This window comes from Novosphingobium sp., from assembly GCF_965214355.1.
Lineage (GTDB): Bacteria > Pseudomonadota > Alphaproteobacteria > Sphingomonadales > Sphingomonadaceae > Novosphingobium.
In genome coordinates this window covers 3911021-3936283 of the sequence record NZ_CBDCBI010000002.1, presented here as the reverse complement: position 1 = coordinate 3936283, position 25263 = coordinate 3911021, and the positions used below count along the sequence as shown (strand labels likewise).

Below are 25263 nucleotides of genomic sequence, written 5' to 3'. Positions count from 1 at the left end.
ATTTCAGGTGATGTCCCCCAATTCGGCACCTGATGTTCGATGACCTGATGCACCGGTCCACAAGCATTGCGGCCGAATTCCATCCGCGTGCGACATTGCACGGAACAATCGCGCCGCGCGCTCATAAAACGAATATGCAGGGTCCAAAAAGCAGATGAGAAAACCGACATGACCAAGCGCCCCAACAATCGCGAAGTCGAAGATGAGATGGCCTGCCCCCCGGGCAAAGACGGCGAACCGCCCCGGCCCGCAACCGAACCCAAAAAGCCCGGCACCAGCGATCCCGGGGGCAACTCGCGGCCATGATGCATTGCAGGCCCACGCCAACGTCCCGAGCCTGACGCTGGCCAAGCGCCTGGTTCCAGCGGGCGCAGCGCGCCGAATGCGCTGCGTTCAAGGGGTACGGTTCTGGAAACAGAAAATGGCATCGATGGTGTGCCATCCTTGCCATTTTATTGTCTGACGCGGTGCGTATGGTGGGTTCAGCACAGGAGCCCGCCATGTCCCCCGCAATCGAAACGATCATCGTCCCTCCCACCCGCGACCTTGGCGACGGCTTCACCGTGCGCCGCGCCTTGCCCAGCCAACACCGGCGCACAGTCGGCCCGTTCGTGTTCTTCGACCAGCTCGGGCCGATCGCGCTGACGGCGAACCAGGCGCTCGATGTCCGGCCCCATCCGCATATCGGGCTGGCGACGATCACCCACCTGATCGAGGGTTCGATCATGCACCGGGATTCGCTGGGGTTTGTCCAGGCGATCGAGCCTGGTGCGGTCAACTGGATGACCGCGGGGCGCGGCATCGTCCATTCCGAACGCACGCCCACCGCTCTGCGCGGGGTCGGCGCTCGGCTCCACGCGATCCAGATGTGGGTCGCGCTGCCGGCTGCGCTGGAAGAAACCGACCCCGCGTTCCGGCACTATCCTGCGCATGTCCTGCCCGTGGCCGAAGATCGCGGCGCGCGGCTTGCGCTGCTGGCCGGCATCGCGGACGGCATGACCGCTCCGGTCGAAACCGCGTCGGACATGATCCTGGGCGAACTGACTCTGGCCCAGGGCGCGCGCTATGCGTTTGCGGCAGAGCATGTCGAGCGCGCGGTCTATGTGGTGTCGGGCGCGATCCGTGCAGAGGGGCAGGACGGTGCATTCGTGCAGGGGCAACTGGTCGTGCTGAAACCCGGCGCCGAAGTCGTGCTGAACGCCGACGAACCCAGCCGCCTGATGCTGGTCGGCGGTGAACCCATGCCCGAACAGCGCTATCTTTTCTGGAATTTCGTGTCGTCGCGGCCCGACCGGATCGAGCAGGCCAAAGCCGACTGGCGCGCCGGGCGGTTCGACGGCGTGGCGGGCGAAGACGAATTCATCCCGCTGCCGCCCGACGTGCCCGGCGCAAAGCTGGCGTGAATTTTTCGCATTGACGCAGTTGCCCGATCGCGTGTCCAGTCCTGGCGATGACGCATGTAGAAATTTTCGTTGGCAGCCAATGCCATGGTAACCCGGGCCCGGGGGGCTGGGCGACGGTGCTGCGCGTGGGTCGGCATGAAAAAGTGCTCTCTGGCGCCGAACCGCGCGCAACGCTCAACAGTCTGGAATTGCAGGCTTTTACCGAAGCCCTGCGCATCTTGATCGAGCCGTGCGCGATATCGGTGCACAGCGCGAACCGGTTCCTCGCCGACGGTTTCGCGCGCTGGTCCGGCCTGTGGACCCCGCGCGGCTGGGCCGAAACCGGCAAACGCCCAATCCACAATGCCGACCAGTGGTACGCGCTGATCGCGCTGGCGCAGGTGCATGAGGTGACTTTCGTGGCCATGGCGGGGGAAGAAAGTCCCGCCATGGCACACGCCATGCAATTGGCCGCGACCCAATAAAATCCTCCCGGGGGGGCGTTACGCCAGCGCTTGCGTCAGCACGCGGCTCAGGCGGTCGGCAAACGCCCGGGTGTCGTCCGGCAGTTCGCCATCGGCAATGCGTGCTTCGTCGAACAGCAGCAGCGCTCCGTCGGCCTTGAGCGCGGCATCGTCGGGCAGCGCGGACAGGCGCGCAACCAGGTCATGGCGCGGGTTCAGCTCCAGCACCGGCTTGGCGCCCTGCGGTGTCTGGCCATTGGCCGAAAGCAGGCGTTCCAGCTGGCGGTCGATGCCGTGTTCGCTGGCGACGAGGCACGCGGCGCTGGTGGTCAGGCGTTCCGACGCGCGCACATCCGACACTGCGTCGCCCAGCTGCGTTTTCACAAAGCCGATGAACGCCTCGGCTTCGGGCGCTGCGGGTTCGGACCTTGTTTCGCCGTCGAGCGGTTCGATCAGGCTGAGGTCGGCCTGGCCCTGCGTCACCGATTTGAACGGCTTGCCTTCGTAATCGACGCCCGAGGCGGCCCAGAAGCTGTCGACCGGATCGGTCAGCAGCAGCACCTCGATCCCGCGCGCGCGGAACCCTTCGATCTGGGGCGACGCGGCAAGGCGCGCGGCGTCGGTGCCGGTGGCGAAATAGATCGCGGTCTGGTTGTCGCGCATGCTGGCGACATAATCCTTGAGCGAGCGCCAGCCCTCGGGGCCGGTACCGCGAAACCGCGCAAGGCCGAGCAGCGTCTCGCGCCGGCCGAAATCCTCGTAGATCCCTTCCTTCAGCACCGCGCCGAACGCGTCCCAGAACGCGGCGTATTTGTCCGCGTCATTGGCGGCCAGCTTGTCCAGCTCGCTCAGGATGCGATTGGTCACGCCCTTCTGGATCGCGGCGAGCAGCGGGCTGTCTTGGATCATTTCGCGCGACATGTTGAGCGGCAGGTCCGCCGAATCGACCAGCCCGCGCACAAACCGCAAGTAGCGCGGCAGCAATTCCGCCTCGTCGGTGATGAACACGCGGCGCACATAGAGCTTCATCCGGCCCTTGCGATCGGGGTCGAACAGATCGAACGGGCGGCTTTCGGGCACGAACGCCAGGACATTGTATTCGTGCTTGCCCTCGGCGCGATAATGCAGCGTCAGCGCGGGCGCGTCGAACTGCCCGGCCAGGCTGCGATAGAAATCGGTATAATCCTCGGGCGTGATCTCGGATTTTGGCCGCGCCCACAGCGCGCTGCCGTCGGTCACTTCGCTGGTTTCGCCGTCGGGCTTGTCGATCAGCGTGATCGGCACCGGCACATGGCCCGATTGCGCGCGCACGATCCGTTCGACCGTGTGGCGCTCGGTGTATTGCACCGCATCGTCTTTCAGATGCAGCACGATGCGGGTGCCCGGTGCCGGCGCATCGTCCAGCGCGGCGGGCTCGATCGTGTAGGTGCCCAGGCCGTCCGACGTCCAGCGGTGCGCCAGATCGGTCCCGGCGCGGCGCGAATAGACATCGACGGTGTCGGCGACCATGAACGCGGCGTAGAACCCGATGCCGAACTGCCCGATCAGGTTGGCTTTCTCGCTGTCCTTGGCTGCGGTCAGGTTTTCCATGAACGCGCGCGTGCCCGATCGCGCGATCGTGCCGAGCGCCTCGATCATGTCGGCCTCGGTCATGCCGATGCCGTTGTCGCTGACGGTCAGCGTCTTTGCCTCGGGATCGAGCGCGATCGTGATACGCGGCGTTTCGCCGTTCGACAGCGCAGCATCGGCCTGGCTTTCATAGCGCAGCTTTTCGCAGGCATCGGCCGCATTGGCGATCAGCTCGCGCAAAAACACGTCGCGATCGGAATAGACCGCGTGCACCATCAGGTGCAGCAGGCGCGCAACGTCGGCTTCGAACGAGCGGGTTTCGGGGGCAGTGGTCGTGTCTGTCTGGGTCATGGCGGGTTCCGGTCAATCGTCCTGGGCCCCACATGGCGCGCGCGGCCGTGGCTTTCAAGCGCGCAGCCTTTTCGCGTCGCACTTGTCCACCCGTGGCCTGATCGGTATGCCCGGCACCGAACACACGAGGCACACAAGCGCCAAACCCCACCCCACTGGTCGTCCCGGACTTGATCCGGGACTGTGCTTCCTTTCCGTCGACGTTGAAAAGGCGGCACAACCACGGATCAAGTCCGGGGTGACGATTGGGGGAGGAGGACGTCCGGGCTTCGAGGACAGCACTATCATCATGACGGCGAGACATTGAATTTCAGGACCCGGCCCTTTTCCGCGCAGACGGCCATTGGCGTGCTGCTCGGCGCGATCGCGCTGCTCGCGGCATGGCTGCGGCTGCGCCATGCGGCGCAATCGATGGTCTATGACGAAATGGCCTCGATGTATTTCTCGGGCCAGCCGTGGAGCCGCCTGTGGGGCTGGTGGATGGCGCGCGAGACCAATCCGCCGCTGTTCTATTCGCTGTTGAAAGTGTGGCGGGTCCTGGTGCCGATGGGGCATTGGGAGATGCGCGTTTTGCCGTTGGCGATCGCGGCGGCGCACCTGGTGGTCTTTACGCGGTTCCTGCGCATGCGGCTGGGCTGGCCCGCCGCGTTGCTGGGGCTGCTGCTGTTTGCGGTGCAATGGTCCGACATCTATCAGTCGGCGTATCTGCGCGGCTATGGCCTTGCCAAGCTGGCGGTGCTGGTGTCGTTCATTGCGCTGCTGCATGCGCTGGAAACCACCGGTGCCCGGCGATGGCGCGGCTGGGCCGGCTATGTGCTGGGCTCGGTCGTGGCGATCTATTGCCACACGACGATGGTGCTGTGGCCGGTGATCGCGACCGTGGCAGTGGTTGCAGATGCGCTGTGGCGGCGCGACTGGCGCTGGCGGCCGATCGCCATGCTGATCGGCGCGGATCTGGTCACGGTGGTGCTGTCGGGCTGGGTGCTGGCGATGGCGCTGGTGCAGCTCAAGAGCGCGGCGGCGGCCAATCTGACCTGGCTCGCGCCGCTGAATTGGGCCGACTACATCAGCTCGTGCAATCTGCAATTGCTGACGGGCGGGATGATCAGCGCCATCGCAGTCGCCGTGCTGGTCCTGATCGGCGCGTGGCGCGGCCGCGCGCATCGCGAAGTGCGCATGGCGGTGGTGATCGTGATCGCCACGGTCGCGCTGTTCAAGGCCACCGACAGCGTTCACCCGATCGTGTCGGATTACACGCTGCACTGGTGCTTCACGTTCGTCGCGATGATCGCGGCCGCTGCTTTGCCCGGGGCGACGCCGGATGAAGACCCCGCGCACCGCGTGATGCGCCGCGTGACCGCCTTGTCGGTGCTGGGCGCTGTGGCGCTGGCCGGGCTGATCGATTTGCTGGTGATCGATTACATCGGCCAGCCGCAGGATTTCCGCTATACCGTGCGCACGGTCGCCGATGAGCGCGGCGCGGCGTTGCTGGCCAGCCACGAATCGATGGGTGTGGTGATCGAACAGGCGTGCGTTGTCGAATACGGCCGATTGCCGTGCCCGTTTCCACTGGTGGTCATGGCAGACCCGAAACGCACCGACAACTGGGCCGATGGCGGCTATCACGGGCATCTCGTGGCACCCGCGCAGGTCCGCGCCGCATTAGGCCGGGCGCGCATCGTCTATGCCTTCGAGCGGTACTATTACGTCCCGCTGCAGCACCTGGGGCTGAACCCGCGCACGTATTTCGAGGTCATGTGGGACGATGGCGAACTGGTCGGACCGATGCTGACCCATACCTTCGACCCGCCAGCCAAAGGCGCACCGGCACGCGTGCCCGATCCCGACGCGCAATATACCGGCGCGCCAGCACCGCCGGATGCGCCCGACGCCGACTGATCAGTCGTGCGGCTGGTTCAGCGTCATGCTGTGTGCCATCCGCGCCAGTTGTTCAGGTGTCGCCTCGGTCTGGAACTGCGCCTTCCATTGCGCGGCAGGCAGACCGTGGATCACCTCGCGCGCGGCGGCCTTGTCCATCGGTGCGCCGGCATCGATGATCCAGTCGCCCAGGCAATTGCGGCAAAACCCGGCCAGGCCCATCAGATCGATGTTCTGCGCATCATGCCGCTGGCGCAAATGCCGCACCAGCCGCCGGAACGCCGCCGCCGCCACCGCATCGGGCAAAGTGTCGATCGGATCGGGGGTATGCGCATTCGTATCCATGAGAATGATCCTGAGGGGATAGGGACTTGGGTTTTACGCCGCCTTGGGCCATAGCCCCGATGCAGCCACGTGACCAGTCGCCAAGGCTGCACAGGGATCCTCGCGTTAAAGGTACGATGACTGTGGCACAACAGGTGACTGGCCCGGATGCAGTGAACGTTCCGGTGAATGAGGGACCGCGCGGTCGCAAGGTCAAGATCCTGGCAACGGTCGGCCCGACCAGCCGCTCGCCCGAAATGCTCGAAAAACTGTACCGCGCCGGCGTCGATGCCTTCCGCGTCAACATGAGCCACGGCGATCACGCGACGCATGCCGAAACGATCGCCTCGATCCGCGCGCTGGAGGCCAGGATCGGCCATCCGATCACGATCCTGGCCGATTTGCAGGGCCCCAAATTGCGCGTCGGCGTGTTCAAGAACGATCGCGCGGTCATCCGCCATTCGGGCCATTTCACGTTCGACCGCAATCCCGAGCCAGGCGATGAAAATCGCGTGTGCCTGCCGCACCCCGAACTGTTCGGCATCCTGAAAAAGGGTCAGCGGCTGCTGATCGACGACGGCAAATTGCGCCTGCGCGTGATCCGTGCCGATCCCGATGAAATCCTGTGTTCGGCCGAAGTCGGCGGGGTGATTTCCAACCGCAAGGGCGTCAATGTGCCCGATGCCGTGGTGCCGGTACCCGCGCTGACCGACAAGGACCGCCGCGATCTGGCCTTCGCGCTGGAGCAGCAGGCCGACTGGATCGCGCTGTCGTTCGTGCAGCGGCCCGAAGACCTGGCCGAAGCGCGCAAGCTGATCAACGGGCGCGCCGCGCTGATGGCCAAGATCGAAAAGCCTGCGGCGATCGGCCGGCTCGATGAGATCATCGAACTGTCCGACGGCATCATGGTCGCGCGCGGCGACCTGGGCGTCGAGCTCAATCCCGAAGAAGTGCCGCCGTTGCAGAAACGCATCGTCACGATGTCGCGCCAGCAGGGCAAGCCGGTGATCGTGGCGACGCAAATGCTCGAATCCATGATCGAGGCGCCGACGCCGACCCGCGCCGAAGTGTCGGACGTTGCCAACGCGGTTTACGACGGCGCCGACGCGGTGATGCTGTCGGCCGAAACCGCATCGGGCGCCTGGCCCGAAGAAGCGGTCACGATCATGAACCGCATCGCTGTCCAGGTCGAAGCCGATGCCGACTATCAGGCGCGCATCAATTTCATCCAGACGCCGCCCGATCCCACCACCGCCGACGCGCTGGCGATGGCCTGCGCCTCGATCGTCACGACCGTGGCGATTGCCGGGATCATCGTGTTCACCGGATCGGGCTCGACCGCGCGCCGCGTCGCGCGCGAACGCCCGGGCGTGCCGATGCTGGTGCTGACGCCGGAATTGCGCACCGCGCGCCGGCTGGGCCTGCTGTGGGGCGCGCATGCGGTGAACACGCGCGACATCGGCAGTTTTGAAGAAATGATCGCCAAGGGCAAGCGCATGGCGCTGCGTCATGGTTTCGGCGTCGCCGGATCGAAACTGATCGCGCTGGCCGGCGTGCCGTTCGGCACGCCCGGATCGACCAACCTGCTGCACGTCGTGACATTGGTCGGCGACGAGCTGGCCCGTTATGGCGAGGGCGTGGAAAGCTGATCCTGCCTGTTACGCAAGGGGGCAGTCAGCGCCGCGCGCCAAACAGCGCACTGCCGACGCGCACATGCGTCGCGCCCAGCATGACCGCGGTTTCGAAATCGTCGCTCATGCCCATCGACAGATCGTGCAGCCCGTTATCGAGCGCGATCTTGCCCAGCAGGGCAAAGAACGGCGCCGCCTCGATCCCCACAGGCGGCACGCACATCAGCCCGGCGACCGGCAGATCGGCCGCGCGGGCCTGCGCCAGCAAACCGGGTACATCGGCAATGGCGCAACCGCCCTTCTGATCCTCGGCCCCGATATTCACCTGCACGAACAACGGCACCCGCCGTGCGGTCTTGTCCATTGCCTGCCCCAGCGCGGTGACGAGCGATGCACGATCGAGTGAATGGATCACATCGAACTGGCGCACCGCGTCCTCGGCCTTGTTCGATTGCAACTGGCCCACCAGATGCAGCCGGATATCGGGATGGGCCTCGATCAGCGCGGGCCATTTGCCTTGCGCCTCCTGCACCCGGTTTTCACCGAACACACGCTGCCCTTGCGCAATCAGCGGCGCAATCGCCTCGGCGGTCTGCGTTTTCGAAATGGCGATCAGCGCAATGTCATCGGGTTTGCGCCCCGCCAGCGCTGCAGCGCGCGCGATGCGGCTGCGCACGGCCGCGAGTGGTGACAAATTGGCGTCATTGAGATGAAGGGCTGCAGTCATGCGCAGGGCTATACCGAACCCGCACCACCGCGCACCAAAAATCCTCCCCGGAACGGGGCGGGGGACCGCCCGAAGGGTGGTGGAGGGGCGGTGCAGGATTACGCCGACATCGCGAAAATTCGTCCACGGCATAGCGCCCGGACACCCAGCTTTCCCGTGGGGCGCGGCCCCTCCACCACGCTGCGCGCGGTCCCCCTCCCCGTCCCGGGGAGGATATGAAGAGCCTGGATTCTTGACGATTCCCACCCGGATGGCGCATGATGCGCCCACAGGGACAAAGGGCATCACCACTATGGCATCGCGCGCAGCCACTCCGGCACGCAAAATCGCGGCATCGCGCGCGCATACCGACTGGCGCGCTATCTTGCGCCGGTCGATGCGGCGCAGTGCCGAACTGATCGGTGGCACGCTGCTGTTTGCGGCGATGGTGTTCCTGGCGCTGGCACTGGTCAGCTATACGCAGACCGATCCCTCGGGATCGACCGCTTCGGGCAGTCCGGTCGAAAACTGGATGGGCCTGGGCGGGGCGTGGCTGGCGGAACGGGTGCTGATGGTGTTCGGCGTGCCCGGCGCGCTGATCCTGCCGTTGCTGCTGATTCTGGCGCGGCGGTTGTGGGATGGCACGGGCGATCTGATCGAAGAAACCGAAGACGATGCCGACATGCCGGTTCCGGTCGCCTGGTGGCGGCTGGCGCTGATGCTGTCGCTGGCCACGATCCTGATCGATGCCGCGCTGGCGCTCATGCTGACGCGGCCGGGCGGGGCTCTTCCTGCCGGGACCGGGGGTATGGCCGGGCTGATCGGCGCAGGGGGCGTACACTGGCTTGCGCATTTTGCGGGCAGCGTGGCGGGCTGGCTCAGCCTCGGGCTGGCGCTGCTGATCGGCGTGGCCGGTGTGGTCCTGGCCGGCCGGGTGTTCCTGCTCGAAGGCTGGCGGTTCAATCCACTGGCTTATCTGCCCCGGCGCCGGGCGTTTGATGCCGATGGCAACGACGATGCCGACGATATCGCAACCCCGGCGCGCGAACCGCGCAACAAAGCCGCCGTGGCAACCCTGGCGCCTGAGATCGACGACACGCCCGGCGCGGCCACGCCGGCCACGCCGTCGCGCCGCATGACCGAAATTACCGACCCCAGCCGTTCGCCTGCGCCCGCGCCGATGCAAAAGGCGCGGCAGGGCGATCTGTTCGACAAATTCGAACTGCCGCCGATCGATCTGCTCGAGGAACCGCCCGTCAGCACCGCGCCCAAAATCGACAAGCTGGCGCTGGAACGCAACGCGCGCCTGCTCGAAAACGTGCTCGACGATTTCAACGTCAAGGGCGAGATCATGGCCGTGCGCACCGGCCCGGTGGTCACGATGTACGAGCTGGAACCCGCGCCGGGCATCAAGGCGAGCCGCGTGATCGGCCTGGCCGACGATATCGCCCGCAACATGAGCGCGGTATCGGCGCGCGTCTCGGCGATCCCGGGCCGCACGGTGATGGGCATCGAATTGCCCAACGTGGTGCGTGACATGGTCTCGTTCCGCGAACTGGTCGCCTGCGACAAATTCGTGAATTCGAAAGGCCTGCTGCCGATCATCCTGGGCAAGGATATCACCGGCGAACCGGTCGTGGCCGATCTCGCCTCGATGCCGCATCTGCTCGTCGCGGGCACCACCGGTTCGGGCAAATCGGTCGGGCTCAACTGCATCCTGCTGTCGCTGCTGTACCGGCTGACGCCTGCGGAATGCCGGATGATCCTGGTCGATCCCAAAGTGCTCGAACTCAAGAGCTACGACGATATCCCGCACCTGCTGTCGCCGGTGGTGACCGAGCCGGCCAAGGCGGTGCGCGCGCTGAAATGGGCGGTCGAGGAAATGGAGCGCCGCTATCGCCAGATGAGCTCGATCAGCGTGCGCAACCTGTCGGGCTTCAACGAAAAGGTCCGCGCTGCCGCGTCGAAAGGCAAACCGCTGGGGCGCCGCATCCAGGTCGGGTTCGATCCCGATACGGGCGAGGAAATCTACGAGGAACAGCAGCTCGATTACCAGACTTTGCCGCAGATCGTGGTGATCGTCGACGAACTCGCCGACCTGATGGTGCAGTGCGGCAAGGAGATCGAAGTGCTGATCCAGCGCCTGTCGCAAAAAAGCCGCGCGGCCGGCATCCACCTGATCATGGCGACGCAGCGCCCGTCGGTCGACGTGATCACCGGCGTGATCAAGGCCAACCTGCCCACCCGCATCAGCTTTGCCGTGACCAGCCGCATCGACAGCCGCACGATCCTGGGCGAACAAGGCGCCGAACAGCTGCTCGGCAAAGGCGACATGCTGTACAAACCCAACACCGACCCGGTAAAACGCGTCCACGGCCCGTTCGTCTCCGACGAGGAAGTCGAACGCATCGCCGATCACTGGCGCAAACAGGGCAGCCCCGAATACGTCAACTCGGTCACCGAGGAACCGGCAGAAGGCAGTTTCGGGTTCGACGACCTCGAAGCGACGGCGTCGGACAACCCCGACGACCGCAAATACCGCCAGGTTTGCCAGCTTGTGTTCGAAAGCCAGAAGGCCTCTGCCAGCTGGATCCAGCGCCAGATGGGTGTGGGGTACAACACGTCGTCGAAATGGATCGAGCGGATGGAAGCCGACGGCTTCGTCGGACCGCCCAACCATGTCGGACGCCGCGAGATCTATCGCGACAAGGACGGCAATCCGTTGTGATTTTGTGCAAGCGCTCGTTTTCATCCGGCGCAAGGAAAGCCGCGGAAATCCGAAGTTCGAATCATCTATCCTCGACCAGCACATCACGATAGAGGCGCGGTCGTCAGTCTGGATCCACCGGTCATTCATCGGGGCAATATGTGAATGTCGGTACGCAATCGGTTTATGCGCTCGTTTTTTGCGCAGATTTACGCGCAGGCCTCGGGTATCCTTATCCAGCTGGCCTTGGTCCCCGTGCTGATTCATGCGTGGGGGACCGAACTTTACGGCACGTGGCTGCTACTGACCGCGGTGCCATTCTACCTCACATTCAGCGATTTCGGCTTCACCTTCATCGCCAAGAACGAGATGGTGATGGCGGTCGCCGCTGGTGACAAACCGGCGGCGGTCCGCACGTTCCAGAGCGTGTTCGTCATGCTGTCATGCGCGATTCCGGTGGTGTTCATTGCCATGGCGGGGCCCCCGTTCCTGCTCGACCTGTCGCATCTGCTGTCGCTGCACGGCTATCCCAATGCGCAGGCAAGGCTGGTGTTTGCGGTATTGGTGCTTAATGTCGCGCTTTATCAATACTTCCCGCTACTTTGCGGCGGAATTCGCGCCGAAAACCGCCCCGCGACAGAAGCCATGCTCGCCGCGACGAGCCGACTGTGCGAGGGCCTGCTGATCGCGGTTGTCGCGTTGCGCGGCGGTGATCTGCTGGCTGCGGCAAGTGCGTCGCTGGTCAACCGGATCGTGTTCCTGGGGATTACCTATCTGTGGATGCGCCGGCTGTCGCCCTGGGTTGATCTGGGCTGGAGGCACGCGCGGATGGCCGAAATCCGGCGCCTCTTTCATCCTGCTCTGGCCTATATGTTCATGCCCCTGGCGCAGGCAGTGATGATCCAGGGGCCGGTGCTGGTGATCGGGCATATCCTCGATCCGGTAATGGTGGTCACCTTCGCGACCAGTCGCACGCTGGCGCGCCTGGGCACGGCAGGCACCAACATGCTGACCAATTCATTCATCACCGAATTCGCCGCGCGCGCCGGCCAGGGCGACCGCGTGGGCTTTGCCGCGCTGTTCCGTACGGAACTGCTGCTTTGCGGGGTTGCCATCGCCGGTTACGTGGCGGGTATCATATTGCTCGACGACCGGTTGATGCACCTGTTCACCCACGGCAAGGTTCCGATCCTGGAGCCGTTTTTCGGGATGATTGTCGCAGGTGTGGTCGCCGAAATGATCTGGCAGACGCTGTTCACGCCGATCTCGGCGGTCAATCGGCATCGCTCGACGACATACACATATTCAATGCTCTGTCTGATCGGGATCGTCGCGTGCTACCTGATGACCCGGCAATTCGGTGTGATCGGCGCGTCGGCCTATGTGCTGGGGGTCAACGCGATCATGATCCCGGTCACCGCTGTCATGAGCCGTCCCGAACGGCTGCTGGACGCTTACAGCCAACGTAAAAATTTAGCGGCCGCAAGTACCTAGCTGCTGGAAAATACTCGTCCGACCTGGGCAAAGGCATCGGCGACGCCCCAATCTGCAAGCTTGCCTTTTCGCAAGCCGGCATGGAAAGGGGCGGGTATGCAACCACACACTCGCGCGCTGATCGCTGCGGTCGCCTTTGTCTGTATCACGGGCAAGACCGTCGCCGGGATTTACGATCACGCGCAGAAGCGGGATCTGCGGGTTGCAGCGCAAAAGCGGGGCGATCAGGTCCGGGGCGTCGATAGCGAGCGCGACGCAAAGTTTGGCGGGGCGCTGCCCGAAATCTACGATTCCGGCGACAAGGCATTTTTTTCGGTGGAACACGATGGCGCCACCGTCAAAGGCTACGATCGCCATTCATCGGGTTTTTATTCCGCGCAAGTCGTCGCAGGCGTGGTCCAGGTGTTCGATCACAGCCTGGGTACGTGGTTCTCCTATGATATTCAGGACGCCGACGCTGCCAATGCCTGGCATCGCGAAGGCGACATCACGCTCTAGGTAGGCAAGGGTCACGCGGAACATCCCGCGCTGATCGACTGTTTGCAAAGCTTGAACCCGGCATGCTCGTCGGCACTGCAGCTATAATCGGACCACGATCATGACAAGAACGGCTTTGATCGCAGGGGCAAGCGGGATCGTGGGCAGCGCGGCGGCAGCGGTGCTGCTGGATGCGGGCTGGACAGTCCATGGGCTCGCCCGGCGCCCGATCGAACTGCACGGGGTGCAGCCTGTGGCTGCCGATTTGCAGGATGCGCAGGCCACTGCCGCAGCGCTCGCGGGCGTCGATGCCGATGCCGTGTTCATCACGACGTGGCTGCGCCAGAGCAGCGAGGCCGAGAACATCCGCGTGAATGCGGCGATGGTGCGCAATCTGCTGAACGGTTTGCCGCCGCGCTCCGGCCCGCGTCATGTCGCGCTGGTGACCGGGCTGAAACATTACCTCGGGCCGTTTGAAGCCTATGGCAAAGGCGTGTTGCCCCAGACCCCGTTCCGCGAAGACCAGCCCCGGCTCGATGTCGAGAATTTCTATTACGCACAGGAAGACGCGCTGTTTGCGGCAGCCGGCCGCGACGGTTTCACCTGGAGCGTCCATCGCCCGCATACGATCATCGGCAAGGCGGTCGGCAATGCGATGAACATGGGCACGACGCTGGCGGTCTATGCGACGCTGTGCCGCGAAACCGGGCGGCCGTTCGTGTTCCCCGGCTCGGGGGCGCAGTGGAACGGGCTGACCGACATGACCGATGCGCGCCTGCTTGCGCGGCATATGCTGTGGGCGGCGACCACACCTGCCGCCGCCGATGAGGCGTTCAACGTCGTCAACGGCGATATCTTCCGCTGGAGCTGGATGTGGAGCCGGATCGCGCAATGGTTCGGTCTGGAGGCGACCCCGGTCGATGGCACGGTGCGCCCGTTGGAAACGCAGATGGCGGGCGACGCGGTGGTGTGGCGCAAGATCGCCGAACGCGAAGGCCTGGCGGAACACGACCTCGATCGGCTGGCGTCGCCCTGGCACACCGATGCCGATCTGGGCCGGCCGATCGAGGTGGTGACCGATATGTCGAAACGCCGGCGGCTGGGATTTACCGGGTACCAGCCGACCGACGATGCGTTCATGACTCTTTTCGGGCAATTGCGCGCAGACCGCCTGATCCCCTGATTACCCGCCGCGAGTCACGGGCCGAACCTCGCTGGCGGCGCCTGTTCGATCGCTTGCCCGACTGGCCGATAAAAGGCATACCGACGCTACAGGATACGTCGGCGCCGGGGTGAAATTATGTCCGATCCATTTCTATGGAATACAAATGTCCAGGGTGACTGGGCCAATCCGGACAATTGGTCCGACACGGCAACCATTGCGACCCCTGCGGCAACCGCCCCAGGCGCCAGCAATGCTGTGACGATCGATGCGGTCGTCCTGGGGACGGCCGATGTAATTACCGGCACCGGACAATCGGCGTCGTTGACGTTTGGCGGCACCGTGGATTTCGACGGCACGTTCACGACCGGCAGCATCACGGAAGGGCAAAATGCCATCGGTGGACTGGCGTTAGGGGCCGGGGACAGTCTGACGGTGACCGGCACCGCAGACTTGCGCAACTACGGCACCAGTTCGAATCAGGTGTTCCAGGTGTCGGTCGCGGGCGCAGGAAGCCGCCTCAATGTCGATAACCAGCTTATGATCGGCGACACGACCTACGAATCCGACAATTCCGCATCGCTGAATGTGGCCGGGGGCGGCTTTGTCCAGGCCGGGGTCAGCCTGTTTTTTTCGGCAGGACAGATTTCTGTCGATAATCAATCGACCATCGAAGTGGGCACCAGCGGCGGTGCGCCCGTCGGAGGTATCACCGTCGATGCCGGGGCCGTGCTGGGCCTTGAGGTGTCAGGACTTGACGATACTGTAACTGCGCCATTTATCGACAATAACGGGTTGATAATGGGTTCTATCATTGGCTTTTCGTCCTCTGAATTGATATCGAGTACTATAAACAATACCGGCATTATTGACAGCGTAAGCATAACTACGTTTGCGTCCGATGGCTCGGGTGGCGCGACCGGAACATTGACCAACACCGGCTCTCTGAGACTTGACCACGACGACGACTACGCCACCGCCATTGTGAACAATGGCCTGATCGTCGCATACGGCGCGCCCCAATATGGCAATGGCAGCGTCATCCTGGGCGCGATAACCGGTATAGGAAAAATCCAGATCGCGGCGGCTGCCGAGCTAACTCTGGAACAGGTTTCAAGCGGCAATTCGGTCAATTTCACCGGCAACGGCGCGACGCTGATACTGAATTCCGGGTCGTTCGATTCAAACCTGACATTCGATCCGGTGATCACCGGCTTCAACCCCACCGATACCATCGTGTTTAACGGCACGCTGACCGGCACAACTTACGCGGCCGGTGTACTGACCTTGATGAACGGCACCACCGTGGTCGGAAAGCTGAACATCGCCGGGCTTGCGGCCGGATCCCAGTTTGTGACGACAGTACTGCCGCCGGACGGCGCAACGGGCCAGATCGCATATACGACCCAGATCGCGCTGTCTGCGGGGGGCGATACCGCAACGGCGCCGGCGGGTACGGCGTCTGCGGACACTTATGCTTGGGGCCAGAATGTCGCGGGAAGCTGGGATGGGGCGGCAAACTGGCAGGATTCGGCGAGCGGGACAAATTTGGCGGCTCTGGCACCCGGAGCAACCGACGCTGTCACGATCCCGGCCGAGGCAGGCGGCACAATCGATGTCATTTCGGGCGTGGGCGCGGCCAGGGCCCTCACGGTGCTTGGCGCAGTGGACCTGACCGGCAGTGTCACCACCGGCGCACTCGTGCTCAACGGATACAGCAGTGTCTTGTCGCTGGGAAATCGCGCGTCGCTATCGGTCAGCGGCGGCGTATCCGATGCGATCGGAACGTTCGACATCGCCGGCGGCAGTCTGGATGTCGGCGGTGCCTGGACTTCGAATGTCTACGATGACGTCAACGGACTGGTTTATGGCGGGACGGATATCCGCGTTCATGACGGTGGCAGTCTCGTTGTCGGCGGTGCCTTTGATACGCTTGGCACCACGTCAGAATTTCGTGGCTCAGAATACCTTTGGGCGGTTGACGGGAATATCACCCTCGACGGGGCCCTGAATGTCACGGCGAGCGCGGCGGGCGAAAACATTCTTGTAGGCGATGCGGGGCGGATAAGCGCGCTGAGCCTTAATGCGAACGGCGCCAGTGCTTCGCTCTATATCGGCGTTGATGCAACGAGTTCGCTCGAGATCGGGACGAGCAAGACCGCTGCGGCTGGCAGCATCACTATCGATTCCGGGGCAACAGCTTCGGTGACATCCGGGTTTTGGGATGCGCCCGAAATTGCAGTGAACGGAACGATATCCGTCCTTGCCGGCGCCCAACTGACGATTTTCGGTACCGGCGCTTCGCAGGATCTGAGCCCGCTGGACTATTATATCGCCGGTTTTGTCGATTATTTCCACAATCCCTCGACCGCGGGTGACGGCCTGACCGGAACGGGCACCATCCAGCTCGGCGCAGGGGCGCAGCTTGGTATCGCAGGCGTCCGTTTGGATGCGGCCTTCACCATCGCGCTTTCCGGCGGCGCAGACACGCTGGTCATCGGTGACAACAGCCTGAACGCATCGAACATTTTCGTGCCAACGATCACCGGGTTCAATTCCGGTGATGTGATCGATCTTGCGGATTTGACGTATAAATCATCGTATCGGCTGGAATGGAATGCCAACGCGGGCACCGCTACCGTCATCGATACCGCCAACGGCGATGCAGTTCTCGCGGCTTTGAAGATGACCGGCGTTCCTGCGGGCGCGGTACCGGTGGTTTATGCGGATGCGGACGGAAATACGCAAATCCTTCTGATGGGAAGCGAAGCGGGCGATGCCATCTGGGTCGGCGGCAACGGCCAGTTCGCTTCTGCGACCGATCTGGTCGATGCCGGGGCCGCCACTGCGCTTTCTGTGACTGAGGTCGATGGATCGCGGGTGGATATCGTGGGCAACGGCGTCACCATATCCATGGGAAATGCCGATAACCTCGGTATTTCGGGCATGGCCGAAACCGTCACGGCGACCGGATCCGGCGACAATATCTGGATCGGTGGCAATGGCCAGAGCGCTGCGGTGGCGGACAAAGTCCTGGCCGCGACCGCAACCGACCTGATTGTGACGGCGTCCGCCAATTCCAATCTCGCCGTTTTGGGTGAGGCGATGTCGGTTTATCTCGGCAGTTCCGATACGCTGGCGGTTACCGGCGGTGACAATTTCGTGGACGCATCGGGCAGCGGGGAGATCCTGAACCTGTCGGCCACTGCAGGCAGTTGGGACGACGTTACCGTCTCGGGCGCAGCGATCGATCTGACCGGCGCGCAGGCCACAATTTTCGGTGGCGGCAACACGATCGGCTATACCGGCGGTACGAGTGATACCGTGGGGTTGTATGGTACCAACGGCATCTGGGATTCGGTGTCGGGCGCGGTTGGCGGCACCGTTTACCTGACTGGCGCGCAGGCGGCGGTGACCGGGGGCGGCAATGCGATCAGCTTTGTAGGCGCTACCGGCAATGTCGTCGGGCTGTATGCCACTGGGGGGATCTGGGATTCGGTCTGGGCGCCAGAGGGCGGCACGATTTACCTGACGGGCGCGCAGGCCGCGGTTGCGGGCGGTGACGATACGATCAGCTTTGCGGGCGGCACCGGCAATATCGTCGGCCTGTACGACACCGACAGGGCGTGGGACAGCGTGTGGGCGCCGGGCGGCGAAACGATCTACCTGACCAGCGCGCAAGCTGCGGTGACCGGGGGCGGCGATACGATCAGCTTTGCCGGTGGCACCGGCAATGTCGTCGGATTGTACGACACGGGCGGTAGCGCAGACACGATCTGGGCGCCGGGCGGAGAGACGATCTATTTCACCAGCGCGCAGGCGGTGGTGACTGGAGGTGGCGACGCGATCAGCTTTGCCGGCGGCACGGGTAACGCCGTGACACTGACGCAGACCAATGGCACGGCAGATACAGCCTGGGCAACGAGCGGTTTGCTGACGCTCGTAAGTGCGCAGGTCGCCATTACCGGCAGCAACGATACGGTAAATTTCAGAGACGGCAGCACCGCGACTCTAGACGGCACCAACGAAACGTTGGTGTTTGCGGCAGGCATAGGTGGCCACGATGTGGTGACGGGCTGGTCATCGACCGACACATTGCAACTCAGCGCATCAACCTTTACCGACTGGGCGCACCTGCTGAATTCGGGCGACATCGCCCAAGTTGGCGCCGATACCGTGATCACGCTGGACGGCTCGGATTCGGTCAAACTGACCGGGGTCACCGCTTCAACGCTGACCCCGGCGCAAGTTCAATTCGTGTAACGCGCAGACCGCCATTCACGGCTGACCCTGGCCACCGCCCGCGCCAAAGATATTCCCGGTCGTATAGCTGCCGTCAGCCGCTGCGAGCTGGACATAGATGCCCGCCAGTTCGACCGGCTGCCCCGGGCGCTTGAGCGGTGCCTTGCCGCCGAAATTTTCCAGCTTTTCCATCGAGGCGCCGCCCGACACCTGCAGTGGGGTCCAGATCGGACCCGGCGCCACACCGTTTACGCGGATGCCACGTTCGGCCAGTTGTTTGGCGAGCGATTTGACGTAGTTCATCGTCGCCGCCTTGGTCTGGGCATAGGCATACAGATCGGGCGTGGGGTCATAGGCCTGTTCCGACGTGGTGGCGATGATCGCGGAGCCTGGCTGCAAATGGGGCAAGGCAGCCTTGATGATCCAGAACGGCGCATAGATGTTGGTCTTCATCGTCGCGTCGAATTCTTCGGTCGTGAAATCGAGGATCGAATCGAACGCCTGCTGCCGGCCGGCGTTCATCACCAGGATGTCGAGCCCGCCGAGCGCCTTCATCGCATCGTCGACCAGTTTCGTGCAATAATGTTCGTCGCGCAGATCGCCGGGCAGCGTCGCGCCCTTGCGGCCAGCGGCGCGGATCAGCGCCAGTACCTCTTGCGCATCGGGTTCTTCGGTGGGGTAATAGCTGATCGCGACATCGGCGCCCTCGCGCGCAAAGGCAATCGCAGCTGCGCGGCCCATGCCCGAATCGCCGCCGGTGATCAGCGCCTTGCGTCCGGCCAGACGGCCAGATCCGATATAGCTGGTTTCGCCATGATCGGGTTTGGGGTGCATCTTCGACGCAAGCCCGGGCCAGGGTTGCGATTGGCGTTCGAACGGCGGTTTGGGAAATTTGTCGAGCGGGTTGTCTTTCGTTACCCGGGTGGCCGCTGCGGACGCGGATTGGGTCGACGCTGCCACGCTGGCAGATGCCAGTCCTACCGCGCCGGTGGCAAGCGCGGTCCTGCGGGTCACTCCATCGGAATTGCTGTCTGTCATGGGTCAATATCCTGATTGCTTAGATAAGGCATCGAAACGCATTTGCGCCGAAGCCGGCGCGGCGAGGCGGGCACGGTCAGGCGCGAAACGCAAAGTTCGCGGCGTCATGCAGCGGCAAAAGCCGCATGATGAGGACGGCCTTGCGTCGCTTGATTATATGTTTCGCCCGCCGGATTGTTTCACGCCCCGATGCCTCATTGAGGCTGGCGAGGGCGAAGCCGCATTCAGCGGGTTACATTCATCCTGGCCGAGCGGGCCTTGCATGCCCGCGAAGTTTGCCTCGATGCGCGCGACTTCGCTCGATCCCGGATCGGCGCAATCACCGGGCTGCGTTTATAGAAGGGCCAAGGCGATTTGCCCGGTTCCACGCCCTTTTCGTGCACCATCTTGTTGACTGCATCGCCCGGCACAGCCAGCTCGCCCGCAGCAAGCGGAGACCAATGGGTCAATCCAGCCCCGCGCGGATTACATCTTGTCGCGTTCCTTGCGCGTGACCGAAAGCACTTGCGAGGATTCCTGCGGCGCCAGGCCGACGCTGGGTTTGCCTTTGGAAGCCTTGGGTTTGCGGATTTCGCGGGTGCTCTTCTTTTGCGATTTGGCCATTGTCTATTATCCTGGTTTTTTAGCGCGCCTGAATCGTCTCAGGCGGGACGCAGGCCCGGCGGATCGAAAATCGGCCAGGACGTCGCGGCCTTGCCCGGATACCACCAGGCGGTGATTTCCCGGCATCAATTCGCCCGCCGCTTACGCAAGTCGACTAAACGCTCGACAGCGTGCGCGTTGGCACGATAGCCTCCGGTCATAATCCCGGGGGGTGAGTTATGAAGACACTGGCCAATGGCGTTCTTGCCGCATCGTTCCTGATCGCATCGCTGACGATCGCGCAGTCGGGGGCGCTGGCCGGCGATCCCGCGTTCGGGCCTGCGTTCGGAGATGTCAGCCTTGATCGCGTGCGCAATGCCGCGGCCGAACCCGGGCAGTGGTTTACCGGGGGGCGCGATGCGCAGGGCACGTATTTCTCGCCGCTGACCCAGATCAACGCCGATACGGTGTCGCGGCTGGGCTTTGCCTGGGCGCTGCCGACGGGATCGACGCGCGGGCTCGAATCCACGCCGATCGTGGTCGACGGGGTGATGTATACGTCCAGCACGTGGGGCGATGTGTTCGCTGCCGACGCGGTGACGGGCCGATTGCTGTGGCGGTTCGATGCCGGCAACGATGGCAAGGCCGGACGCAATGCCTGTTGCGACATCGTCAATCGCGGGGTGGCGGTGCGCGGCGGCCAGGTGTTTGTCGGCACGCTCGACGGGCGGATGGTCGCGCTCGATGCGCACACGGGCAAGACCAACTGGAGCGTCGATTCGATTGTCGATCACGCGATCCCCTATACGATCACCGGCGCGCCGCAGTTGACGCGCGATGCGGTGGTCATCGGCAATGGCGGCGCCGACATGGGCGCCTATGGCTCGCGCGGCTATGTCACCGCGTTCGACCTGAAGACCGGCAAGATGAAATGGCGGTTCTACACCGTGCCCAAGAAGGGCGACCCCAACCAGCCGCCCGAACTGATCGCGGCCGAAAAAACCTGGGATCCCGATCGCAGCGACCATATTCGCGGCGGCGGCACGGTGTGGGACGGGATGTCGTACGATCCCGAGCTCAACCTGCTGTATCTCGGCGTTGGCAATTCATCGCCGTATCAGCGGTTCGATCGCAGCCCGAAGGGCGGCGACAACCTGTACATTTCCTCGATGGTCGCGGTGAATCCCGATACCGGGCAGATGGTGTGGCATTACCAGACCACGCCGGGCGACAACTGGGATTTTACCGCGGTCCAGAAGATGATCCTGGCCGACCTGACGATCGATGGCCATGTGCGCAAAGTCATCATGCAGGCGCCCAAGAATGGTTTTTTCTATGTGCTCGACCGCGCCACGGGCAAGCCGATCTCGGCAAACAACTACGTCCATGTAAACTGGACGAAGGGCCTCGACGCCAATTTCAAGCCGATCCCCAACCCCGATGCGGTCGATTACGAGAAAAGCCCCAAGCTGGTCTATCCGTCGTGGGCAGGCGGACACAGCTGGCAACCGATGTCGTACAGCCCGCAGACCGGGCTGGTCTATATTCCGGTGCGCGAGGCGGCCAATCTGATCGTCGACCTGCAGCACAATCCGGGGTCGAAAATCGGCTATGTCGACGGGTTTTTCAAGACCGGCATGGTCATCCCCGACAAGGACTACAACAAGGCGGACTACGAAGGGCTGTGGGGCAATATCCCCGACTTCAAGGAACTCTCAGATAAGAGCAAATCCCCGCAGCAGAGCATCCTGCGCGCGTGGGACCCGGTGCATCAGCGCAAGGTGTGGGACCAGGTGACCACCAGGGATTATTTCGCGATCGACGGCGGCGTGATGTCGACCGCAAGCGGGCTGGTGTTCGAGGGGCTGGCCGATGGCGAACTGCGCGTGTCCGACGCCAGGACCGGGCAGATCCTCAAATCGATCCAGACCGGCTCGGCAATGATGGCCGCGCCGATGACGTACATGATCGGCGGCGTGCAATATGTCGCGATCATGGCCGGCTATGGCGGCACGACGATCGGCATGACCTATCCCGACAGCACCGCGCCCGCGCATTACCTGAACGAAGGGCGGATCATCGTGTTCAAGCTGGGTGGTGGCACCGTGCCCACTCCGCCGGCGCGCCATACGCCGCCGTTCCCCGCGCCGACCCCGCAGGCCGCCACGTCTGCGACGATCCAGCGCGGGTCGCAACTGTTTGCCAGCAACTGCAGCCGCTGCCACCAGTTCGGCGTCGGCCTCGTGCCCGATCTGCGGCGCATGGATGACGGCACCGCCGACCCTGTGCTGTTCCGCCGGATCGTGCTCGAAGGCCTGCTGGCGCAGGCCGGGATGGGGCGGTTCGACGACATGGTCAAACCGTCGGAAGTCGATGCGATCCACGCCTATCTGATCGACGAAGGCCGCAAGGCGTACGAAGCGGAGCACAAACCGAGCTGACTTTCCCCCCTCTCCTTCAGGGGAGGGGCCGGGGGTGGGGCCTCTCCCCACTCGCCAAGAATTTTGGAGAAGTGCAACCTCAGCCCGGATTGGATTCGCTGGCGAGTGGGGATGGGCCCCACCCCAACCCCTCCCCTGAAGGGGAGGGGCTTTCGATTGATGCTTAAACCCTGCCCGCCCCCGCCGTTCTGCATGCATGATCGGCGGGCCGACCCTCCTCCATCCCAACGGACGGTTCGCCGGTCACTGGAACGGCGCGGCGATCTCTGCCGTGACGCGCGCCAGCCGCCCGCTTGTGCGATCGATCAGCGCCCATGTGGTGCGCGCATCCACCAGAGTGCGTCCACCGGCATCGCGAAACGTCGTGCACCGGTCGAACCGCGCGCCGGTCGGCGCTTCGGGGATCACCGTTTCGGCCATGGCGGTGTCGCCTGCCCGGATATTGCCGCGATAGTCGATCTCGTGCCGCGTCACGACCCAGATATACCTGTCGCGGTGTTCGGGCGCGGCATCGCGTTCCCAATGGGCTACCGCGATGCGTTCCATCCAGCGCACCCACACCGCATTGTTGACATGGCCCAATTCATCGATGTCGCCGGCATCGGCGACAAAGGCCATGGCGAAGCGGTCAGACATTTTTGATCCTTAGGTGGCAGGGGTTCAGACATTGCTCAGCTGCAGCTGCCACAGGATGAATGCGAATTCCTCGGCGGTTTCCTTCAGGCTTTCGAACCGCCCCGATTTTCCGCCATGCCCCGCGCCCATGTTGGTCTTGAGCAACAGCATATTGCCATCGGTTTTCAGCTCGCGCAGCCTGGCCACCCATTTCGCCGGTTCCCAATACGTCACGCGCGGATCATTCAACCCGGCGGTGACCAGCATCGGCGGATAGGTCTGTGCGCGCACCTGGTCATACGGCGAATACGATCGGATCAGCTCGAACGCAGCCTTGTCCTCGACCGGGTTGCCCCATTCGGGCCATTCGCCCGGCGTCAGCGGCAGTGTTTCGTCGAGCATCGTGTTCAGCACATCGACAAACGGCACATGCGCGACAACCGCGCCCCACAGCCCGGGGTCTGAATTGGCGACGGCACCCATCAGTTCACCGCCCGCCGACCCGCCGCTGATCGCAATACGCCCGGGCGCGGTCAGCCCGCGATCGATCAGCCCCTTGGCGACATCTACGAAATCGTTGAAGGTGTTGGTGCGCTTGTCGAGCTTGCCGTCCTTGTACCAGTGCCGGCCCAGGTCATCACCGCCGCGGATATGCGCGATGGCAAACACCATGCCGCGATCGACCAGGCTGAGCCGCCCGGTCGAAAACCCCGGACCGATCGCCGTGCCATAGGCGCCATAGCCATAAAGATAGAGCGGCGAGGGAGCGGGGTTTGAAGAATCGGGGGCACGATCCTTGCGCGCCATCACCGACACCGGCACCATCGTGCCATCACGCGCCGGAATTTCCAGCCGCTCGGTCCAGTACAGCTCTGCGTCATAGCCCGAGGGGATTTCCTGGACTTTGAGCGGCGCCAGCGTGCGCGCGGCGACATCGTAATCGAACACCGTTGCCGGGCTGATCATCGATTCATACGTCAGCCGCAGCGTCGTGCTGGCCCATTCGGGATTGTCCGACAGACCCGCTTCAAAGCTGGCTTCAGGAAATTCGATCGGTTCGATCCGCGCCGGATCGTCGTAATAGCGCACTTCGATCCGGTCGAGCCCGCGCACGCGCCCTTCGGTGACATAGAAATCGCGGAACAGGTCGAACCCGGTCAGGTAGAAATCCTGCGTCCCTTCGACCAGCGTCGTCCATTCGCCGGGCGCCGACAGCGATGCGGTGGCCAGCCGAAAATTCTCGTGCGTGTCGTTGGTCTGGATATACAACACCGGTGCGCTACCGTCGTTCAGGTCATACACGTCGACATCGTATTCGACCCCCGCTTCGCGTGCGCGCACCAGAATCTGCGGCGCGGTCGGGTCGGCGGCGGGCACCAGCCACGCCTCGCCGGTTTCATGATCGCCGGTCGAGATCACCAGCCAGCTTTCGCTCGCCGACAGCCCGACACCGACGCGAAAGCCCTCGTCCGCCTCGTAAAACAAAACCTGGTCTTCGCCGGCGGGCGTGCCCAGCCGGTGCAGCAGCACGGTATCGGTGCGCCACTGGTCGTTGACCCGCGCATAGACGATCCCGCTGTCGTCGCTGGTCCACACCAGGCCCGACAGCGTCTCGGGAATTGCGTCGGGCAGGACTTCGCCGCTTGTGATCACTTTCACGCGCGCCGTGAACCGTTCCGACCCGTCATCATCGACGGCCCAGGCCAGCAGACGCCCGTCGTTCGACACCGACAGCGCGCCGAGCCGGAAGTATTCCTTGCCCTCTGCCAGTATAGTTTCATCGAGGATCAGCTCATCGGGACCGCCACCGATCGGCCGCCGCCACCAGGTCTTGTATTCGGCGCCCGCCGCGTATTCGACCCAGTACAGGAACTGCCCGTCCTTCTGCGGCACCGACCGGTCGGCTTCCTTGATCCGGCCGCGCATTTCGGTGAACAGCTGGTCGGTCAGCGGCTGTTGCGGCGCCATGCTTGCTTCGAACCAGTCGTTCTCCGCCGCCAGATGCGCCAGTACCGCAGTATCGGTCACTTCGGGATAGGCGGGATCGCGCAGCCAGGCGTAATCGTCGGTGACTGTGATGCCGTGGTGCGAAAATGTGGTCGGGCGGCGTTGGGCGACAGGCGGGGTGGTTTTGGACATGCAGTGCATCTATGATGCCGCCATGGCGCGGGCAACCCCTGCGCGTATCCTCGCAGATGGA

At 63.7% G+C, this 25263-nt stretch carries 17 protein-coding genes; 10 read left to right on the top strand and 7 right to left on the bottom strand.

Annotated elements, in window-relative coordinates; genetic code table 11:
- The first annotated feature begins 500 nt into the window (after nt 1-500).
- Nucleotides 501-1403, top strand: coding sequence for a pirin family protein (locus ACOOE2_RS18080; protein WP_420384368.1), 903 nt, complete (start codon nt 501-503; stop codon nt 1401-1403).
- A gap of 47 nt (nt 1404-1450) precedes the next feature.
- Nucleotides 1451-1867 carry an RNase H family protein gene (locus ACOOE2_RS18075; protein WP_420384367.1) on the top strand — a complete coding sequence of 139 codons (417 nt, stop codon included), beginning with the start codon at nt 1451-1453 and terminating at the stop codon, nt 1865-1867.
- Nucleotides 1868-1885: 18 nt separating this feature from the next.
- Here the strand turns inward: ACOOE2_RS18075 and htpG are convergent, their stop codons facing one another.
- The gene (gene htpG / locus ACOOE2_RS18070) at nt 1886-3766 is read right to left on the bottom strand and encodes a molecular chaperone HtpG (RefSeq protein ID WP_420384366.1); all 1881 of its coding nucleotides are present in this window, start codon (nt 3764-3766) and stop codon (nt 1886-1888) included.
- 303 nt (nt 3767-4069) lie between these two features.
- Here htpG and ACOOE2_RS18065 point away from each other — a divergent pair, with 303 nt between their 5' ends.
- Nucleotides 4070-5665: a hypothetical protein gene (locus ACOOE2_RS18065; RefSeq protein WP_420384365.1), complete on the top strand. Its 1596-nt coding sequence runs from the start codon at nt 4070-4072 to the stop codon at nt 5663-5665.
- Here ACOOE2_RS18065 and ACOOE2_RS18060 read toward each other — a convergent pair whose 3' ends face one another.
- A complete protein-coding gene (locus ACOOE2_RS18060) occupies nt 5666-5989 on the bottom strand; it encodes a DUF1244 domain-containing protein (RefSeq protein WP_420384364.1) in 324 nt (107 codons plus the stop codon).
- Nucleotides 5990-6105: 116 nt separating this feature from the next.
- Between ACOOE2_RS18060 and pyk the strand changes: the two genes are divergently transcribed.
- The gene (gene pyk / locus ACOOE2_RS18055; RefSeq protein WP_420384363.1) at nt 6106-7617 is read left to right on the top strand and encodes a pyruvate kinase; all 1512 of its coding nucleotides are present in this window, start codon (nt 6106-6108) and stop codon (nt 7615-7617) included.
- Nucleotides 7618-7642: 25 nt separating this feature from the next.
- Here the strand turns inward: pyk and ACOOE2_RS18050 are convergent, their stop codons facing one another.
- Nucleotides 7643-8326, bottom strand: a complete 684-nt coding sequence (locus tag ACOOE2_RS18050; RefSeq protein ID WP_420384362.1) for a YggS family pyridoxal phosphate-dependent enzyme — start codon at nt 8324-8326, stop codon at nt 7643-7645.
- 292 nt (nt 8327-8618) lie between these two features.
- Between ACOOE2_RS18050 and ACOOE2_RS18045 the strand changes: the two genes are divergently transcribed.
- The 5 genes from ACOOE2_RS18045 to ACOOE2_RS18025 all read left to right on the top strand — a co-directional run bounded on the left by ACOOE2_RS18045 (nt 8619) and on the right by ACOOE2_RS18025 (nt 18408).
- Nucleotides 8619-11033 carry a DNA translocase FtsK 4TM domain-containing protein gene (locus tag ACOOE2_RS18045; RefSeq protein WP_420384361.1) on the top strand — a complete coding sequence of 805 codons (2415 nt, stop codon included), beginning with the start codon at nt 8619-8621 and terminating at the stop codon, nt 11031-11033.
- Nucleotides 11034-11198: 165 nt separating this feature from the next.
- Nucleotides 11199-12506 carry a lipopolysaccharide biosynthesis protein gene (locus ACOOE2_RS18040; protein ID WP_420384360.1) on the top strand — a complete coding sequence of 436 codons (1308 nt, stop codon included), beginning with the start codon at nt 11199-11201 and terminating at the stop codon, nt 12504-12506.
- A 96-nt stretch (nt 12507-12602) separates the two neighbouring features.
- Nucleotides 12603-13004 (top strand): hypothetical protein, encoded by a 402-nt coding sequence (locus ACOOE2_RS18035; protein ID WP_420384359.1) that lies wholly within the window; start codon nt 12603-12605, stop codon nt 13002-13004.
- Nucleotides 13005-13104: 100 nt separating this feature from the next.
- Nucleotides 13105-14166, top strand: a complete 1062-nt coding sequence (locus tag ACOOE2_RS18030) for an SDR family oxidoreductase (RefSeq protein WP_420384358.1) — start codon at nt 13105-13107, stop codon at nt 14164-14166.
- 117 nt (nt 14167-14283) lie between these two features.
- Nucleotides 14284-18408 carry a beta strand repeat-containing protein gene (locus tag ACOOE2_RS18025; RefSeq protein ID WP_420384357.1) on the top strand — a complete coding sequence of 1375 codons (4125 nt, stop codon included), beginning with the start codon at nt 14284-14286 and terminating at the stop codon, nt 18406-18408.
- A 15-nt stretch (nt 18409-18423) separates the two neighbouring features.
- Here the strand turns inward: ACOOE2_RS18025 and ACOOE2_RS18020 are convergent, their stop codons facing one another.
- Together ACOOE2_RS18020 and ACOOE2_RS18015 are read right to left on the bottom strand one after the other, a co-directional pair.
- Nucleotides 18424-19425, bottom strand: coding sequence for an SDR family oxidoreductase (locus tag ACOOE2_RS18020; protein WP_420384356.1), 1002 nt, complete (start codon nt 19423-19425; stop codon nt 18424-18426).
- A 465-nt stretch (nt 19426-19890) separates the two neighbouring features.
- Nucleotides 19891-20028: a hypothetical protein gene (locus ACOOE2_RS18015; protein WP_420384355.1), complete on the bottom strand. Its 138-nt coding sequence runs from the start codon at nt 20026-20028 to the stop codon at nt 19891-19893.
- Between the two features lie 218 nt (nt 20029-20246).
- On the opposite strand from ACOOE2_RS18015, the gene ACOOE2_RS18010 reads away from it, so the two are divergent.
- On the top strand, nt 20247-22448 hold the full coding sequence (locus tag ACOOE2_RS18010) for a PQQ-dependent dehydrogenase, methanol/ethanol family (protein WP_420384354.1): 2202 nt from the start codon (nt 20247-20249) through the stop codon (nt 22446-22448).
- 243 nt (nt 22449-22691) lie between these two features.
- Here ACOOE2_RS18010 and ACOOE2_RS18005 read toward each other — a convergent pair whose 3' ends face one another.
- Nucleotides 22692-23084 (bottom strand): acyl-CoA thioesterase, encoded by a 393-nt coding sequence (locus ACOOE2_RS18005; RefSeq protein ID WP_420384353.1) that lies wholly within the window; start codon nt 23082-23084, stop codon nt 22692-22694.
- A 24-nt stretch (nt 23085-23108) separates the two neighbouring features.
- The gene (locus tag ACOOE2_RS18000) at nt 23109-25211 is read right to left on the bottom strand and encodes a S9 family peptidase (protein ID WP_420384352.1); all 2103 of its coding nucleotides are present in this window, start codon (nt 25209-25211) and stop codon (nt 23109-23111) included.
- Between the last annotated feature and the right edge of the window lie 52 nt (nt 25212-25263).